Source organism: Microaerobacter geothermalis (genome assembly GCF_021608135.1).
GTDB classification, from domain to species: Bacteria; Bacillota; Bacilli; order DSM-22679; family DSM-22679; genus Microaerobacter; species Microaerobacter geothermalis.
Genome location: NZ_JAKIHL010000001.1, coordinates 192,078 through 207,250, shown reverse-complemented (window position 1 = coordinate 207,250; position 15,173 = coordinate 192,078). Strand labels below are relative to the sequence as shown.

The following is a 15,173-nucleotide window of genomic DNA, read 5'->3' as shown; positions in this document are numbered from 1 at the left end:
ATTGTCTCCATTGTATCGCAAATTTCCTTTTCCGTGCAATTTATCTTATAATCGGGGTGGGATAAAATCATAACGATTGAAATGAATGGAACTATTGAATTTACAAAGGACAGCCTCGAGTTCGTACTTAGTGAAGGGACTATAGAACGGGAATTAGCCCTCAAACTGACTCCATCATCGAAATACCCAGATGTTTTTGAGGGCTCCGTTCTTTAGTCTCGGAGCGGACTTTAACTACTTCTTGATCGAACTCGACACACGGACGTGTAAATTCTTTAGTTCCATACATCGGATTAAAGAACATAGAATTGGGGATTCATATGATGAACAAAATCATAAACTCTTTTAAAAATTATTCGATTTGGCTTTATATCTTTCTTAGTTATCCTGTCGTAGACTTTTTTCTGAGAAATATTTTAGGAATCCCTGTCATCTCTTCCCTTTGGGATGATGGGCTGCTTGTTGTTCTTTTAATGTTCACCGCAGGGGCCCTTATAGAAGGCAGGGAGCAAACCATGTCTTCGATAAAAGCCCCCTTAACCGCCTTTACTGTATATGCCGTTGCCCTTTTAGTGATGGACATGCCATATTTCTCCGTCAGCTTTGAAGGATTTCGTGCCATTTTTCAGTATATCCTGTTCTTCTTTGTCGGATTTTTCCTTTTCAAGAAAAGGGATGAGATCCTTCCCTACCTTCGCGTGCTAACCATTGTCGGGATCCTTGTCGGAGCCTACGGATTATTGCAAGTGATCCTAGGAGTGGAAACTCCCCAGAGTTGGATCAGCTCTGGAGAATCCATCCGCACCCGAGCATTTTCTATTATTGGAAGCCCCAACATTTTGGGAAGCCATATGGCTTTTTTAGCTCCTTTATCCATCGGCCTTTTCTTCTTTGAAAAAGATAAGAAATGGCGTCTATTTTGGCTGCTGGGTGCTCTGGTGATGATCGGTGCCTTAATGTTTACATTCTCAAGGGGAGCATGGATTGCCTTTGCCGGTGCCCTTTCCTTATTGGGGGTGTTGGTGGAAAGACGCCTTTTGATCATTGGAGTGATTGCAGCAATTCTGGTAGCGGTGTTTGTTCCTACGGTCACCGAACGGATTACTTATCTATTTACTGATGAATATATTCAAAAGAGCAGCAGCGATGGCCGGATTGCCCGCTGGCTAGGCGCTTACGATCAAATTCGTTATGAACCCCTTTTTGGCAAAGGATTGGGCCACTATGGAGGGGCGGTTGGCCAGCGCAACTTTGGGACGATTTATGTGGACAGCTATCTGTTCAAAACCTTGGCCGAGACGGGGCTAATCGGCGTTATACTTTTTTTCTGGTTAATTTTTAAGATATTAAAGGAATCTTACTATGCCTGGAGAAAAACAAATGATCCTCCTTATTTTTGGCTTTTGGCCGGAGCATTTACCGGGATGGTAGCTGTATTGATTCACAACATGGTGGAGAATATCTTTGAAGTTCCCTATATGAGCAGCTATTTCTGGTTTATGACAGGAATCATTCTCTCTTTTCCATTTCTGAAAAAGGGGGAACCCGATTATGAATAAAATCCTTTCCTCCATATGCTGGATGTTATTTGCCGTCTATCTTTATTTTAGTTATCAACTATTAGTGATCCCTGCTTTGCTTGATTTTTCCTTATACGGACTTGTTGCTTTTCTTTTGGTTTCTTTTATCCTTTTATGGTTAACCCCCACTGGCGAAAGGAGAAAAATGCTCATCTTTGGCATTGCCTTTTTGCTGTTGGATAAAGCGTATTATGAGACCAGCTATTATTCTTTCTTTCCATACCTGTTTAGCCTGATCGTAATCACGTTGGTCATTGGTTTCATTGCCTTTTTCTATGGAAAATTGGCAAAACACGTGGTTTTCGCAATGATCGGCACGGCCCTTTTGCTTCATCTTCTGATTCCCAGAGATGAAGCAAAAGCACTGAATCATTTCTGGATTCAATGGAAGAGTCCTCCCTTGTATCTTGGGGAAATGTTTGATTATTTTCCTCTTCTCATCCGGGATATCAACAACGATGGAAAGGATGAGCTGATTACGCTAGGAAACAGGGATGAGACCCTTGCCAAATGGAAGGAAGAGAACAGCGGAACCTTAAGCGAAGAAAAGGTAAAAGAAAAACTGGAGGAGGAGCGAATCCGTTCCCGCTATCCATTCCTGTTAAAGCCTGAAGAGCTTTTCCTTTATGCCTTTACCCTGGGCGATGGGAAAATGGAGAGAATTCCCGTTGAAAAGGAACAGGCCCAGATAATCATGGCGGAGATGATCAAGGATTATATCGGCTTTCCTTATTACACCATGACATCAACAGGAATAATTACTCCGCAGATTCAGCGTCAGCCCCTGGTTGAAGGAATGATGCAGATTGGAACGTCTCCATTTCGGGCAATGCTTTTGGATGCCAATGCCATATCTCAAATACTTGTTCAATCAAATGGTGCATTCGATGCTCAAAATGGATGGCCTGATTCAGCTTTTTCTGAGGTATCCATTGTTGGAGATGAATTAAGGGGAATCTATAATGGGGATCCGTTCCGGATCAAGACAGAGGCCACAACGATTTTAGGACCCGTAAAGATGTCTTCTGATCAGGAATCCCTCCTTCTATTGGGTAATTCCCTGGAGTTGGTAGGAATTGAAAACGGAACACCAAGGGTGACCCATCAATTAACCAATGAACAGATCAAAAATTTGTCCACCAGCCAGTTTATCATTGGGGATGTCAACCGGGACGGTTCAGATGAAATTCTGGTTTCTTCCGAACAATCGAGAATTTTGAAGCCAACGAAGAGTGGAACATGGGAAATCCTGTGGGCTGCTACTGACGAAAGCTTCCGTTTTGAGGATTTTACAACCGTAGGCGGAGAGAACCAGAAGGAAATTGTCGCCCTTGGCAAGAGTGAAGTCCGCCAGCATCCACTTCGGTATCTAACAGGATATACTATGGAAAAAGATGTGTTAAAAAGAGAATGGAGAACCTTCCTCTCGTTTATAAATGTACGGGGCGCTGATGTAGATGGAGATGGAAAGAAGGAATTGGTTGCCTCCATGTATCGTACCCACCGGATCTATGTCCTGTCGAAACACAATATCCCGGTTGAATTGATCTTGTTGGCAACTACGGTGTTTCTGGCCATCATTGCCGGATATAGGAGGTTTCGCCGCCATGGGTTATAATGTGAAGCAATATCCATCCAATCAGTGGAATAGACAGAATATATGGATCCCCCTTCTCCTCGTTCTTGTGGGAATGATTTTCTTCAGCGGATGCTCCTATGAATCAGGACCCAAAACCTTTGATGACGCTGTGGAGAAAATCCCCGGACAGCCAATGGCCAACGGGAAAGAACTCCTTGGGAAGGCCATTGCAGCTATGGAATCCAAGGAAACGGTAAAGTTCTGGTATACCGGTTATGTAGCCAATAATATCCAAAAGAGACGGACCACCAGCATGTACGATGGGGTGGTAATTCGCCCCAACGGATACCTGGTAAACGCACGAATGGCAGGCCAGCCTTTTCGGTATTACCGCTGGGATGACAAGGTATATCTCAAACTGGGAAATACCTGGTATCCTGCCGAGGAGCCTTACCTGCCGATGGACCCCTTTAAAGGCTTTTCCTTCTGGGAATATTACATCGATCAAGCCGTTCAGCTTCCCGATGCTGAAGTCCTTGGGGAAAAAACCAGGGTGGTGAGACTGGAGTTAAAGGGAAAACAGCTGTATGATTTGGCGGTTCAATTTCTGGAAGATCACACCTATTTTCCAATTGAAGATACGGAAGATCTGAGAGACACCTTGGATCGGACAACGGTAACGACAACCTTTTGGATTAGTAAGGAAACTTACAGAATTGTTCAATATCAAACCCGGATTAACCTGCCGATTCCCGGAGCAGGTTATATGGATCAAGAAATCTTTTTCCGGCTATATAGGTTTAACGATTCAGGCATCAAAATGGCTTCTCCTGAAGATATTGAGAAATACGCATTTAAACCGGATGAAATGGAGTCGAAGAGTGATGAAAATTCTCCATAAAGGGAAATGGCTCCTCCTATTGGCCATCCTTTTCGGCATTTTCATGTATAGTCTAAATATGAATGTCAGGGTGGTGGATAAAGCCACCTTCTCCTTTTTCCAAGAGCCGATATCTAAGCAGCCTTCTTCAACCAATGAGCAACCTTCTTTTTTTTCATTAACCCTGTATGACCCCAGCCTTACTATCCAATTGACAGCGGAAGATGAACGAAATGAACAATACCTGTCAGGGAAGGATTTGACCTACTCCGTGTTGGAAGGGAGAAAGGTAATCGGAGAACTCTTTGTTCAACAACTGCGGTTTTCCAATCAGGATCTCTATTACTTTATCCGATTTACGGCCGAGGAGAATCTTGATAGGGTGATTCCGTTAAGAATTACATTTCCCGGTATAGGCAAACCAACCCTTCATACCCTTGATTATCCCGGAGCATTATCCAATCAAACCTCGGTATGGAAAGAAAAAATGTCCATTGATTCCGGGGAATCTCTACCAAAGGGAGCGTTTTTTTTGGATGGTGAGGATTATTTTTTGTTTTCCAGTCCAATTGATGTATTTCTTCCGCTAGCCAATGGGGTAAGAAAAGAGAGGTTTGAAAAAAGTCTCTCAGCCCAGTTTAGGCAAGAAAAGGGAAAGGTGCAGCTTCTCCTGCCCCTGCCTGTGGTAAAGGGCAACTTCACTGAGAACTGGGGAATGTTCAGCACCCGCCAGCTGGTGGATTGGAGAAATGAAAACGCACACAAAGTACTAAAGATTGCTGACTTGAACCGGGTTAGAAAGTGGTCCAGGGAAGGAATGTTTTATGTTACTCCGGATTCCTACGAACCCACCGACCCGAGGGGCTTTTGGATGAACCCGGCCCACCACGTGGGAGAAGTATTCCTAAGAACAGAGGGAGCTATCTTTTTCGAAAATTTTGCGGTCCTTTCCCTTTATACAGCAGCAGAAACTCAAAATGAACAAGGTTTCTGGCCAACTACGCCCCGATCCAACTGGCTGTATAACGATTATGGGATCAATGCCGGGTTTTATGATACCCGCTTTAATACGGATGCCGGATTATTTTTGCTGAGAGGCTACCGGAAATTGGGAGATGAAACCTGGTTAACAGCGGCGGTAAAGTATGCAGACTTCCTGGTGAAATTTGCTCAAACCCATCAGTACAGGACGAAAAATGGAGGGATTCTGGTATATGATTACAGCAACGGCAACGAGTCTGAAGAAGAACAAAAGAAACCGATTCAAACCCATGTTTCTTTGAACCACCATATTACCGAAATGAATTTTTTATATGAAATGTATAAAACCATGAAGAATACAACCTACTTCAATATTGCCGAAAAGATGAAACAGGGAGTAAAAGACACGGCAAAGGACTGGAAAAAGGAAGAGGACGGGGATCTCTGGTATGCCTATCTTCCCGATGGAACGTACGGATTAAAGGATTATCCCCTTCTGACACTGAAAGATTTGCGCTACAGCCAGGAGCTGATCACTGAATTGTACGGTGTGCCGGATCCCGATTTTCAATATCTGATACAGGTGAAAGAGGAGTATTTAAGAAAGAACAATTTGCCGCTATATTAGATAGAATAGATAGAAGCCCTCAAAAACATCCGAGCATTTCAAATCTGGAGTCGGTTTGAGGGCTAATTCCCGTTCTAAAGCCTCTTTATTAAGTAAAAACTGGAAGACTGGCCTTAGAAAATTCTTGTTCAAAAATCACGACGCTCCCAGATACGTTTTTAAAATCCGGTCATCCTTCAACAGATCCCTTGATTTGCCGTTAAGTTTTACCTCGCCCAGCTGTAACACATATGCCCGGTCTGAGATGGATAAGGCTGCGGTGGCCAATTGTTCCACCACCAAAATGGTGACTCCCTCTTTCTTCAACTGCAGAAGGGTGTCAAAAATATGCTTTACATAAAGGGGAGATAATCCCATGGAGGGCTCATCCAACACCAGCAATTTCGGCTCAGACATCAACCCCCTCGCAATGGCCAGCATCTGCTGCTCTCCGCCGCTTAATGTTCCGGCCATCTGTCTTCTTCGTTCCTTTAACCTAGGAAATCTTTCATATTCCCTTTCAACCAATTCCATCATTCTTTTCTTATTTTTACGGTTGGTGTAGGCACCCAAGATCAGGTTGTCCTCTACCGTTTGGTCGCCAAATACCTGCCTCCCTTGGGGAACATGGGAAATTCCCAATTTGACGATTTGGTGGGCAGGAATATTTGTTAGCTCCTGATCCTGAAAATTGACTTCTCCATCCTTTGCTTTCACCAGACCGGTAATCGTCCGCAATACCGTCGTTTTTCCCGCTCCGTTTCGGCCGATCAGTGCAACGATTTCCCCATCATTTACCTCCATCTGAACATTCCTCAAAACAGATGCCGATCCATAATCAACTGATAGATTTTTGACCACTAACAAGCTCTGTCACCTCTTCTCCCCCCAGATAGGCTTCAATTACTTTGGGATTGCTCTGAACGGCGGCGGGATCTCCTTCCGCAATCTTCTCGCCAAAATCAAGAACCGTGATGACATCACATACATTCATGACAATTTCCATATGATGCTCAACCAATATGATTGAAAGACCTGCATCCTTTAAGGTTTGGATTACTTTCATGATTTTTTCGATTTCAACCGGACTGGCCCCGGCTGCCGGTTCATCCAGAATCATAATAGATGGTTTTACGGCCAGACCTCGTGCGATTTCTACCAACCTCTGCTCTCCATAGGACAGCCTTCCAGATATCTCATGGGCCTTCTCTTCCAAACCCACCAATCGAAGAAGCACCAGAGCTTCCTTTCGAAATTGACTCTCCTCCCGAAAGAAAGATGGCCAGTGAAACAGATTATGCCAGAATCCGGTTTTGTAATGCTTATGAAAACCCAGCATCACATTTTCCAATACTGTCAATTCATAGAACAGCTGCAGGTTTTGAAACGTTCTCGTCACTCCCAGATGTGCCATTTTATGGGGAGCATATTGGGAAACATCGCGATTCAGCCAGATAATCTTCCCCCCTGACGGTCGATATACACCGCTTAGCAGATTGACTGTTGTACTCTTGCCCGATCCGTTAGGACCGATTAATCCATGAACCCGGTTCGGTTTAATTACCATGTTTAGCTGATTAACCGCCCTCAATCCGCCAAAATCCATATTTAGTTCTTTGATCTCCAGCTGCTCTTCATGATTCAGATGGTGCCGGAATGAAAAATCCCCCATTTCACCTTCTTCAACATCTCCCTGTAGCTGCTCTTTTGATTTCCATCTTTGAAAAAGAGATAGTTTGCCAAGGCTCCCGGCAATCCCATCAGGCAGCAGTACCAGACTAAGGAGAAGAATCGTTCCGAAAATGATGAGATGATAATCATAGAGAGAGGCAAATACTTGTGGAATCAGGAAAACAACGGCTGTCCCGATCAAAGGTCCCAAACGGGTTCCAGCTCCCCCAACGATCACACCGACCAGGAAAAGGATCGATTTATCAAAGGTGAAGGTTTCGCTGTTAAAGTACCCGTTTTGAAAGGCAAAAAACGCTCCACCGATCCCGCCCAAAAAGGCGCTGATCATAAAAGCCAGCACTTTCCAATTCCGAACATTGACACCAATCACTTCAGCGGCAATTTCACTTTGTCCAATCGCCCGAAAGGTTCTGCCGAATCTGGATTGGAACAGATGATTGGCCAACAGGGTAAAAAACAAAGCCACAAATCCTACGAAATAGAAGTATTCCACTTCATTTAACGCATATCCAAAAATATCTGCTTTATCCAAATAAACCCCCGCCGGACCTCCTGTCACAGAAACCCAACGATTGGCAATGATCTCAATCAAGACGCCAAAAGCAATGGTTACCATGGCAAGGTAAGGGCCCTTGGCTCTTAGTGACAGCAAAGCGACAATTCCACCGGTAACCCCAGCTACGAAAGAGGCAATCACAAGACTGATCAGAAAAGGAATTCCCTGAACCGTTAATAATCCCGTGACATAAGCACCGATCGCATAAAAGCCGGCATGGCCCAACGACAGCTGCCCGGATAGGCCCACCAATAAATTTAAACCTAAAATCACCAGATAAGTATAAGCAAAGCCTTGAGCCACATGAATGAAGAAGGAGTTGGGAATAAGCCATGGCAGCAGATAAATGAAAATAGCAGCAGTTCCATAGGTGATCCACTTTTTCATATCAAAACTTCTCCTTTCTCCGCGCTCCAAACAATCCCTGCGGCATCACGGCAAGAACAATAAGAATCAATACATAGGCGCTTGCATCCTTAAAAGAAGAATCCCAAAGGGCTACCAGTTGTTCCAACACGCCAAGGAGTAACCCACCAACTAAAATACCCCCTGGACTTTCCAAACCTCCAATAATAGCTACGGCAAATGCTTTAAGGCCGAGGCCTGCTCCCATATAAAAGGCGGTATTGGTGATGGGGCCTACCAAGATTCCGCCAATCCCGGCCAAGGCTGAGGAGAGGGCAAAGGAAAATAAAGCCATAAAGCGGGGATTGATCCCCATCAGAGAAGCTGCATCCTTGTTGAAAGCTACGGCGGACAATGCTTTTCCTAGCAACGATTTTTTCAGAAAGAAGAAGAGAAGGGCCATTATGACCACCGCCGAAATTGCAGCAAATATTTCATGGGGGGCAATGCCGATGGTTCCAATGCGAATCACTTTCTCACCCAAAGGAGACGGAAAAGGAATCACATTTCTCCCCCAGATCAACATGGCAATATTTCTGATGATAATGGAAACAGCCACTGTGCTTAAAATCCAGCCGATCGAGAAAAAATGCCTCAAGGGCTTAATTGCCACCTGCTCCAGCAGAATTCCCAGCACACTTTTGATAATAATGACAATCGCGATGGCCAGGATGAGTGATAAATAAACGGGAACTCCTGCTGCTGCAAGCATCCCAATCGATGTTAATCCCAGTAGAGCCCCCAGCATCAAAAAATCTCCCTGACCAAAGTTGAGGGTATTGGTCGTAATATAGGTGATATAATATCCCTGGGCAATAATCGCATAAATACTGCCAAGGATAAGACCGCTTACAATTGCTTGCTCCAATTCTGAACCCCCCCTTTTTTCAATAGATACGGAACTATAGGTCCGGTACTAAAGATTTAGTTCCGTCCATACAAATGTAATTTCAGATGAAACGAGGGGAAGGAAGGGAGCCCTCTCCTCCCCCGTTTTCATGGCCTTGCCAATTACGGTTTGGCAATGACACCATCCTTATAGGTCGCCAAAAACATATTATCCTTAGTTAGTGCTTCATGATTATCCTTGGAGAAGGGTTGCGCCCCTGCAGAAGTAACACCGTCAAAATCCGTCATGTTTTCTATGGCATCGCGAATTTTTTCCGAATCAAGACCCACTTTCTTAATGGCGCTTAGGATGACCTTTGCGGAATCATAACCCTGCGCGGTGGCAATTGGGAAAATATCCTCTCCATACTTGGCAACGACCTTCTCATGAAATGCTTTCGCTTTATCGCTTTGGTCTATGGTAAACGATTGAACGAAGTACAGGTTTTTGTTGACCAGATCTCCAACCAGTTCCTTGACCGTGGGGTCTCCCATTGCCCAGGAGGCCACGGTAATTGGGTAGTATCCAATTTTATCCCTGCTCTTCAAATAAACAGCAACTTCAGGGGCCAAACCGTAGAAAATAATGGCATCTACATTTGCATTTTTTATCTTTGTCAACTGGGGTTCCATGCTGGGGTCCCCTACCTGGAAGGATTCTATAACTGCCGGTTCCAAATTGTAATTTTCTTTCAGCTGCTTTAATACGTCTTCCTTACCCCCTTGTCCGTAGCCGGTTGTATCATGGAGCAGCGCCAATTTCTTAAATCCTTTTTCTTCCACTGCCCATTTCAGCATCGTTCCTACCTGACCGCTGTCAAAGGGTGCAATACGGAAAATATAATTTTTTTCCTCTCCAGCATAGGTCTGGGTAATGGCTGTACCTGTTGCTACTGGAATCACCTCAGGAACTTTTGCTTCCTGGGTAAACTTGATATGAGCTTTTGCATTTCCACTGTTTGCCGGACCTACGATGGCAACCGCCTTATCCTGAGTAATCAGGCGCTGAACCACTTCTACGGATTTTTCCGGTTTTGCCTCATCATCATACAGTTTTAATACCGCTTTTTTCCCGTTGTATCCACCGCTAGCATTAAACTCTTCAATCGCCATTTCAACTCCCCGTTTGGCTGCTTCTCCATATTTGGCTGTACCACCCGATAAGGAAATGGCCATTCCCAATACGAATTCTCCTCCTTCAATGGAAGTGCCGGATGTTCCTTCACTGCTAGACGGACTGGAACTGGAGCCGGAAGAAGAACTGCTGCTGGATGCAGGCTGGCTTGAACCCTGATCCAATTTTGGTCCACAGCCTGCTACCAATAGAGCAATCACAAAAAAAATAGCAAGTAACAATCCCTTTCTCCCAATCTTTCTTCTCATGTAAAATCCCCCTTTGATTTAAATTCTTAATTCTCTTTATATTATATGATTATACAATTTTCTGTAAATTTAATCCGTGACTGGTGTTCATTCTCCCCCTTCCAAAAATCCTTGGATCCATCTGCTTTACATGAGGCGATAATAGTGGCTTAAACTCCATATTGGCCAGAATATCCTTTTCCAGATCAATACCCGGGGCGATTTCGACAAGTTCCAGTTTTCCATCACGGATGTTGAATACCGCCCTTTCCGTGATATATAAAATAGAAATTCCGGTTTCGCTGGCGTATCTTCCGTTAAAGGTAATTTGTTCAACGTTTTTGATCAATTTTCGATGTTTACCTTCCTGCAAAATGGTTAGTTTCCCATCATCGATTTTCACTTTAAGTCCACCTGCTGTAAATGTTCCGCAAAAAACCACTTTCTTTGCATTTTGGCTGATGTTGATAAAGCCACCGCAACCCATGACCCTCGGACCAAACTTGCTAACATTGACATTGCCAAACTGATCCAATTCAGCCATTCCCAAAAAGGCTACATCAATTCCCCCACCGTCATAGAAGTCAAACTGTGAAGGCTGGTTTAAAATCGCATAGGGATTGGTGGCAGCCCCAAAGCTGAGTCCCCTAGCCGGGATTCCACCTACAGGTCCCGATTCCACGGTTAGGGTGAAGTCCCCAATTCCTTCTTCCATCGCCACAAAGCCTACAGCCTCCGGCAATCCGATACCCAAATTGACAACATTGACTCCATCCAGCTCCATGGCCGCCCGGCGTGCAATCACCTTTCTCTCATCCAGCGGTAGGTAGGGCATTTTCCCTAAAATTTCCCTAATTTCTCCGGAATATGCCGGATTATACTGCTCAGCGAAGGTTTGTTGATGCTGTTCAGGGGTTGACAAAACCACCACGTCCACCAAGATGTTGGGAATGACAACCAGCTTAGGATCCAGACTTCCGCCCTGGACCACCCTTTCCACCTGGACAATCACTATGCCCCCTGAATTTCGTGCCGCCTGGGCAATGGCAAGGGCCTCAAGCACCACTGCCTCTTTCTCCATAGAAATATTTCCAAATTCGTCTGCGGTTGTTCCTCTAAGGAGAGCGACATGAATGGGAAAGGATTTATAAAATAATCTTTCTTCCCCACCGATCTGAACAATTTCCACCAGGTCATCCTTGGTTACGTCATTTATTTTCCCTCCAGACTGACGGGGATCAACAAAGGTATGAAGTCCTACATGAGTAATGGTTCCTACTTTTCCAGCGGCAATATCGCGAAACAGATGTGAGATGACCCCTTGGGGCAGATTATATGCTTCTATCTTGTTCTCTACAGCCAATTGTCCAAGTTGGGGAGCCAGCCCCCAGTGGCCTCCAATCACCCGCTTTAATAATCCCGCATGGGCTAAATGGTTCATCCCCTTGGAATGCCCATCTCCTTGTCCTGCAGCATAGACCAGAGTCAAATCCCTGGGAAAACCATTATCAAGAAAATGCTTTCCCAAGGATGAAGACAGGGCCTCAGGGTGAGCGGTTCCCACAAATCCGTTTATGGCGATTGTTTGTCCATTTTGAATCAGTTTTACCGCTTCTTCTGCTGATAATATTTGTACTGGCATTCGGCGATTGATCCCTCCTTTTTTATTATGCCAGTACATTAATGCAAATCTCATGCCAATTGAACAAAATCATTGAAATTCGGCGAAGAAGAGTGAAGGTCCGCTTCGATACTCAAGAACGGAGCCCTCAAAAACATCCGGGTATTTCGGTGATGGAGTCAGTTAGACGTTGAATAGACAAGGAATTTCTTTCCGGAAATTCGGACAAAAATCATGTTAACGCTTTCAATAAGCTATGATTCTTGTAATCTGATTATTGTTTTCCGATTTTTCGGATTATTCCACTTTTCCGGAAAATTAAAGGGTTATTCCTCCGTCTACATGAAGTATGGAGCCATTGATATAATCTGATTCATCAGAAGCCAGGAATAAGTAAGCCTTTGCAATGTCAGATGGTCGTCCCAGGCGCTGAAGGGGAATCCTTTCTATCATTTTTTGTATTACCTTATTAGGGACCTTGGCTACCATATCGGTTTCTATGAAGCCAGGAACAACCGCATTGACGCAAATTCCTTTTCGTCCCAGCTCTTTTGCCCAAGTCTTTGTCATTCCCACCACGGCAGCCTTGGCGGCTGCATAATTCGTCTGTCCTACATTTCCATAAATTCCGGAGATGGAAGAGGTGTTGATGATCTTTCCGCTCCCCTGTTCAATCATATGGGGAACTACGGCTTGAGTACTGAAAAAAACGCCGCTAAGATTCACCTGAATGACCTGATTCCATTCCTCTTCCGATAATTTGGTCAACAATCCATCCCTTGTAATCCCTGCATTATTGACGAGGATGTCTATTTTCCCGTATCGGGTTAGAGCTGTTTCTGTCATTTTCCTCACACTTTCAGAGTCTGAAACATCCACATGGACAAATATTCCATCACCCCCTTGCTGAGTGATTAATCCAATCGTCTCTTCTCCGCAAGCCTTATCAAAATCACCAATCACCACCTTGGCCCCTTCTTTGGCAAATAACAGTGCCCCCTCCTTTCCGATACCTCTGGCCCCTCCTGTAATGAGGGCTACTTTTCCTGTTAATCTCACAGCCTTCTCCTCCTTTGTGAATAATAATCGATTCACTATGGAGTGATGTGCAAAAAGCATACCAAAAAGACATCAGTACAAAAAAAGAACAAACATCACGATCAGGACATTTGTTCCTTATATTCCATATTTATTAATCTTGTCATAAAGGGTGGTTTTACTGATCCCCAGAAGATCGGCCGCCTTATATCGGTCCTGATTCGCCGCGTTTAAGGCTCTTTTTATCGTTTCCTTCTCCACCTGGGCTAAAACTTTCTTTAAATTAAGTTCATGGGAGGGCGCGTGGATTCTTTTATCCTTTTTCAAATATAAGGGCAAATGCTCTATTCCGATGACTGAAGATTCAACAATATTAAGAGCCCTTTCCAGTACATTTTCCAGCTCACGGACATTGCCGGGCCAATCATGCTGGTATAAAATTTTCATGGCTTCATCATCAATCTTGGTTACCCATTTACCAAATTCAAAATTTAATTTTTCCAGCAGTTTAGAAATCAGTAAAGGGATATCTTCCTTGCGCTCCCTTAAGGGGGGAATGTCCAAACGAAAAACATGCAACCGATAATAAAGATCTTGGCGAAATTGATCTTTTTTCACCAATTCTTCCAATGGTGCATTTGTAGCAGCGATCACTCTTACATCAATGGGTATCGGTGCGTGTCCAGCAATTCGTTCCACTTCCATTTCCTGCAATATACGCAATAATTTCGTCTGCATGTTTATCGGCATATCGCCAATCTCATCCAGAAAGATGGTTCCCTCATTGGCCAACTCAAATTTTCCAGGTTTTCCTCCCTTTTTCGCGCCGGTAAATGCCCCTTCTACATATCCAAACAACTCTGATTCCAGTAAACTTTCCGGGATCGCTGCGCAGTTGATTTTAATGAACGGCTTGCGTGAACGGGGACTGGCATGATGAATCGCATGGGCAAACAGCTCCTTGCCTGTACCTGATTCCCCGATCAGCAGAATTGTCGAATGGCTCTTTGCGGCTTTCAATGCCAGATTTTTTAGTTCCAGTATTTTAGAACTTTGACCAACAATATGTTCCAAACGATACTTGGCGGTACTTTCACGCTGTAGCTCATTTTGATAATATTCCAGTTCCATGGACAGGCGGCGGACCCTTTCGGTTAATGCATTTAACTCCTTGGTGGTTCGGAACATAACACTTCCAACGGCACCAATGATCTTTCCATCTTTCCTAATGGGGAACCGATTGGCAATCATGTCGTTTCCACGGATTCGCTGGACGTCGGCAATTTCTTCCTTTCCGGTATTGACCACGATATGCATACGGGTGTTTTCGATGACATCCTGAACAGGCTTTCCGATCACCTCTTCCCGGGTGACTTCCAAAAATTTGCAATACGCATCGTTCATCATCACAATCCTGGCATCGGCATCGACAACAACGATCCATTCATAGGCTGTATTAATAATCGATTCAAGGATTTCCTGATTAATTTCCATATTTATCCACCTCTTTAGATTTCATACACTTAACAGTTCTACATTTTTTAAAAATTACATTTCACAAACCATTTCTGCCAGTTCGCTCATGGAAACAACCCTGATTTCTTTTATTTTCTCCAGTCTGTTATCGTTCGTCAATAACACATGGGCTCCATACTCGATGGCAGTAGCGATGATGATAGCATCAGGTGTCCGAATTCCGTATTTGGCCCTGAAAAAACTGACTCTTTCAGCTACAGAAATATCTACCGGGGCTACACGTAAGTTCGGAAAGTGATAAAATAATGCCCGATAGTCCGTCTCCAATTGGTAATTTCCATCGTGAATCGGTTTGGTGAGGATTTCGGTTAGGGTGATCGAAGAATTCCACATCAATAGAGCAAATTGCGACCATAGATAAACACTTGACATCTTTATGAAAATTGAAGCATAATTATGTACAACATAAGAAACGAACCGAGACTAAGTTAAACGTGATGACAGGGAA

General features: G+C 44.1%; 12 protein-coding genes and 1 other annotated feature (1 of these 13 only partly in view). Of the genes, 4 read left to right on the top strand and 8 right to left on the bottom strand.

Annotation, left to right across the window (positions count from 1 at the left end):
• Positions 1 to 323: 323 nt before the first annotated feature.
• The 4 genes from L1765_RS01070 to L1765_RS01055 are packed head-to-tail and all read left to right on the top strand — an operon-like array spanning position 324 to position 5,648.
• The gene (locus L1765_RS01070) at positions 324 to 1,559 is read left to right on the top strand and encodes an O-antigen ligase family protein (RefSeq protein WP_236403465.1); all 1,236 of its coding nucleotides are present in this window, start codon (positions 324 to 326) and stop codon (positions 1,557 to 1,559) included.
• The gene (locus L1765_RS01065) at positions 1,552 to 3,198 is read left to right on the top strand and encodes a hypothetical protein (protein ID WP_236403462.1); all 1,647 of its coding nucleotides are present in this window, start codon (positions 1,552 to 1,554) and stop codon (positions 3,196 to 3,198) included. The genes L1765_RS01070 and L1765_RS01065 overlap by 8 nt, the downstream gene beginning before the upstream one ends.
• Complete coding sequence (locus tag L1765_RS01060) at positions 3,188 to 4,060, top strand: hypothetical protein (RefSeq protein ID WP_236403451.1); 873 nt, start codon at positions 3,188 to 3,190, stop codon at positions 4,058 to 4,060. The genes L1765_RS01065 and L1765_RS01060 overlap by 11 nt, the downstream gene beginning before the upstream one ends.
• The gene (locus L1765_RS01055) at positions 4,023 to 5,648 is read left to right on the top strand and encodes a glycoside hydrolase family 88 protein (RefSeq protein ID WP_236403448.1); all 1,626 of its coding nucleotides are present in this window, start codon (positions 4,023 to 4,025) and stop codon (positions 5,646 to 5,648) included. Before L1765_RS01060 ends, L1765_RS01055 begins: the two co-directional genes overlap by 38 nt.
• 135 nt (positions 5,649 to 5,783) lie before the next feature.
• Here L1765_RS01055 and L1765_RS01050 read toward each other — a convergent pair whose 3' ends face one another.
• From L1765_RS01050 to L1765_RS01015, 8 genes are all read right to left on the bottom strand, one after another.
• Positions 5,784 to 6,488 (bottom strand): ABC transporter ATP-binding protein, encoded by a 705-nt coding sequence (locus L1765_RS01050; RefSeq protein WP_456238226.1) that lies wholly within the window; start codon positions 6,486 to 6,488, stop codon positions 5,784 to 5,786.
• Positions 6,466 to 8,262, bottom strand: coding sequence for a branched-chain amino acid ABC transporter ATP-binding protein/permease (locus tag L1765_RS01045; RefSeq protein ID WP_236403442.1), 1,797 nt, complete (start codon positions 8,260 to 8,262; stop codon positions 6,466 to 6,468). Before L1765_RS01045 ends, L1765_RS01050 begins: the two co-directional genes overlap by 23 nt.
• 1 nt (position 8,263) lies before the next feature.
• Entirely contained in the window at positions 8,264 to 9,148 is an 885-nt protein-coding gene (locus tag L1765_RS01040) for a branched-chain amino acid ABC transporter permease (RefSeq protein WP_236403439.1), read from the bottom strand.
• A gap of 143 nt (positions 9,149 to 9,291) precedes the next feature.
• Positions 9,292 to 10,551, bottom strand: coding sequence for an ABC transporter substrate-binding protein (locus L1765_RS01035; RefSeq protein WP_236403436.1), 1,260 nt, complete (start codon positions 10,549 to 10,551; stop codon positions 9,292 to 9,294).
• Positions 10,552 to 10,600: 49 nt separating this feature from the next.
• Positions 10,601 to 12,172, bottom strand: coding sequence for an acyl CoA:acetate/3-ketoacid CoA transferase (locus L1765_RS01030; RefSeq protein ID WP_236403434.1), 1,572 nt, complete (start codon positions 12,170 to 12,172; stop codon positions 10,601 to 10,603).
• A gap of 297 nt (positions 12,173 to 12,469) precedes the next feature.
• Entirely contained in the window at positions 12,470 to 13,210 is a 741-nt protein-coding gene (gene fabG / locus L1765_RS01025) for a 3-oxoacyl-ACP reductase FabG (RefSeq protein WP_236403431.1), read from the bottom strand.
• 117 nt (positions 13,211 to 13,327) lie between these two features.
• The gene (locus tag L1765_RS01020) at positions 13,328 to 14,683 is read right to left on the bottom strand and encodes a sigma-54 interaction domain-containing protein (protein WP_236403429.1); all 1,356 of its coding nucleotides are present in this window, start codon (positions 14,681 to 14,683) and stop codon (positions 13,328 to 13,330) included.
• Between the two features lie 54 nt (positions 14,684 to 14,737).
• Positions 14,738 to 15,058: a type II toxin-antitoxin system VapC family toxin gene (locus tag L1765_RS01015; protein ID WP_236403992.1), complete on the bottom strand. Its 321-nt coding sequence runs from the start codon at positions 15,056 to 15,058 to the stop codon at positions 14,738 to 14,740.
• Positions 15,059 to 15,153: 95 nt separating this feature from the next.
• Positions 15,154 to 15,173: a binding site (T-box leader), on the top strand; it runs 216 nt beyond the window's last position.

Coding starts and splice junctions, on each gene's coding strand:
- L1765_RS01020 (WP_236403429.1), bottom strand. CDS start 14,683: ATGGAAATTAATCAGGAAATCCTTGAATCGATTATTAATACAGCCTAT.
- L1765_RS01035 (WP_236403436.1), bottom strand. CDS start 10,551: ATGAGAAGAAAGATTGGGAGAAAGGGATTGTTACTTGCTATTTTTTTT.
- L1765_RS01065 (WP_236403462.1), top strand. CDS start 1,552: ATGAATAAAATCCTTTCCTCCATATGCTGGATGTTATTTGCCGTCTAT.
- L1765_RS01030 (WP_236403434.1), bottom strand. CDS start 12,172: ATGCCAGTACAAATATTATCAGCAGAAGAAGCGGTAAAACTGATTCAA.
- L1765_RS01060 (WP_236403451.1), top strand. CDS start 3,188: ATGGGTTATAATGTGAAGCAATATCCATCCAATCAGTGGAATAGACAG.
- L1765_RS01045 (WP_236403442.1), bottom strand. CDS start 8,262: ATGAAAAAGTGGATCACCTATGGAACTGCTGCTATTTTCATTTATCTG.
- L1765_RS01015 (WP_236403992.1), bottom strand. CDS start 15,058: ATGTGGAATTCTTCGATCACCCTAACCGAAATCCTCACCAAACCGATT.
- L1765_RS01055 (WP_236403448.1), top strand. CDS start 4,023: ATGAAATGGAGTCGAAGAGTGATGAAAATTCTCCATAAAGGGAAATGG.
- L1765_RS01070 (WP_236403465.1), top strand. CDS start 324: ATGAACAAAATCATAAACTCTTTTAAAAATTATTCGATTTGGCTTTAT.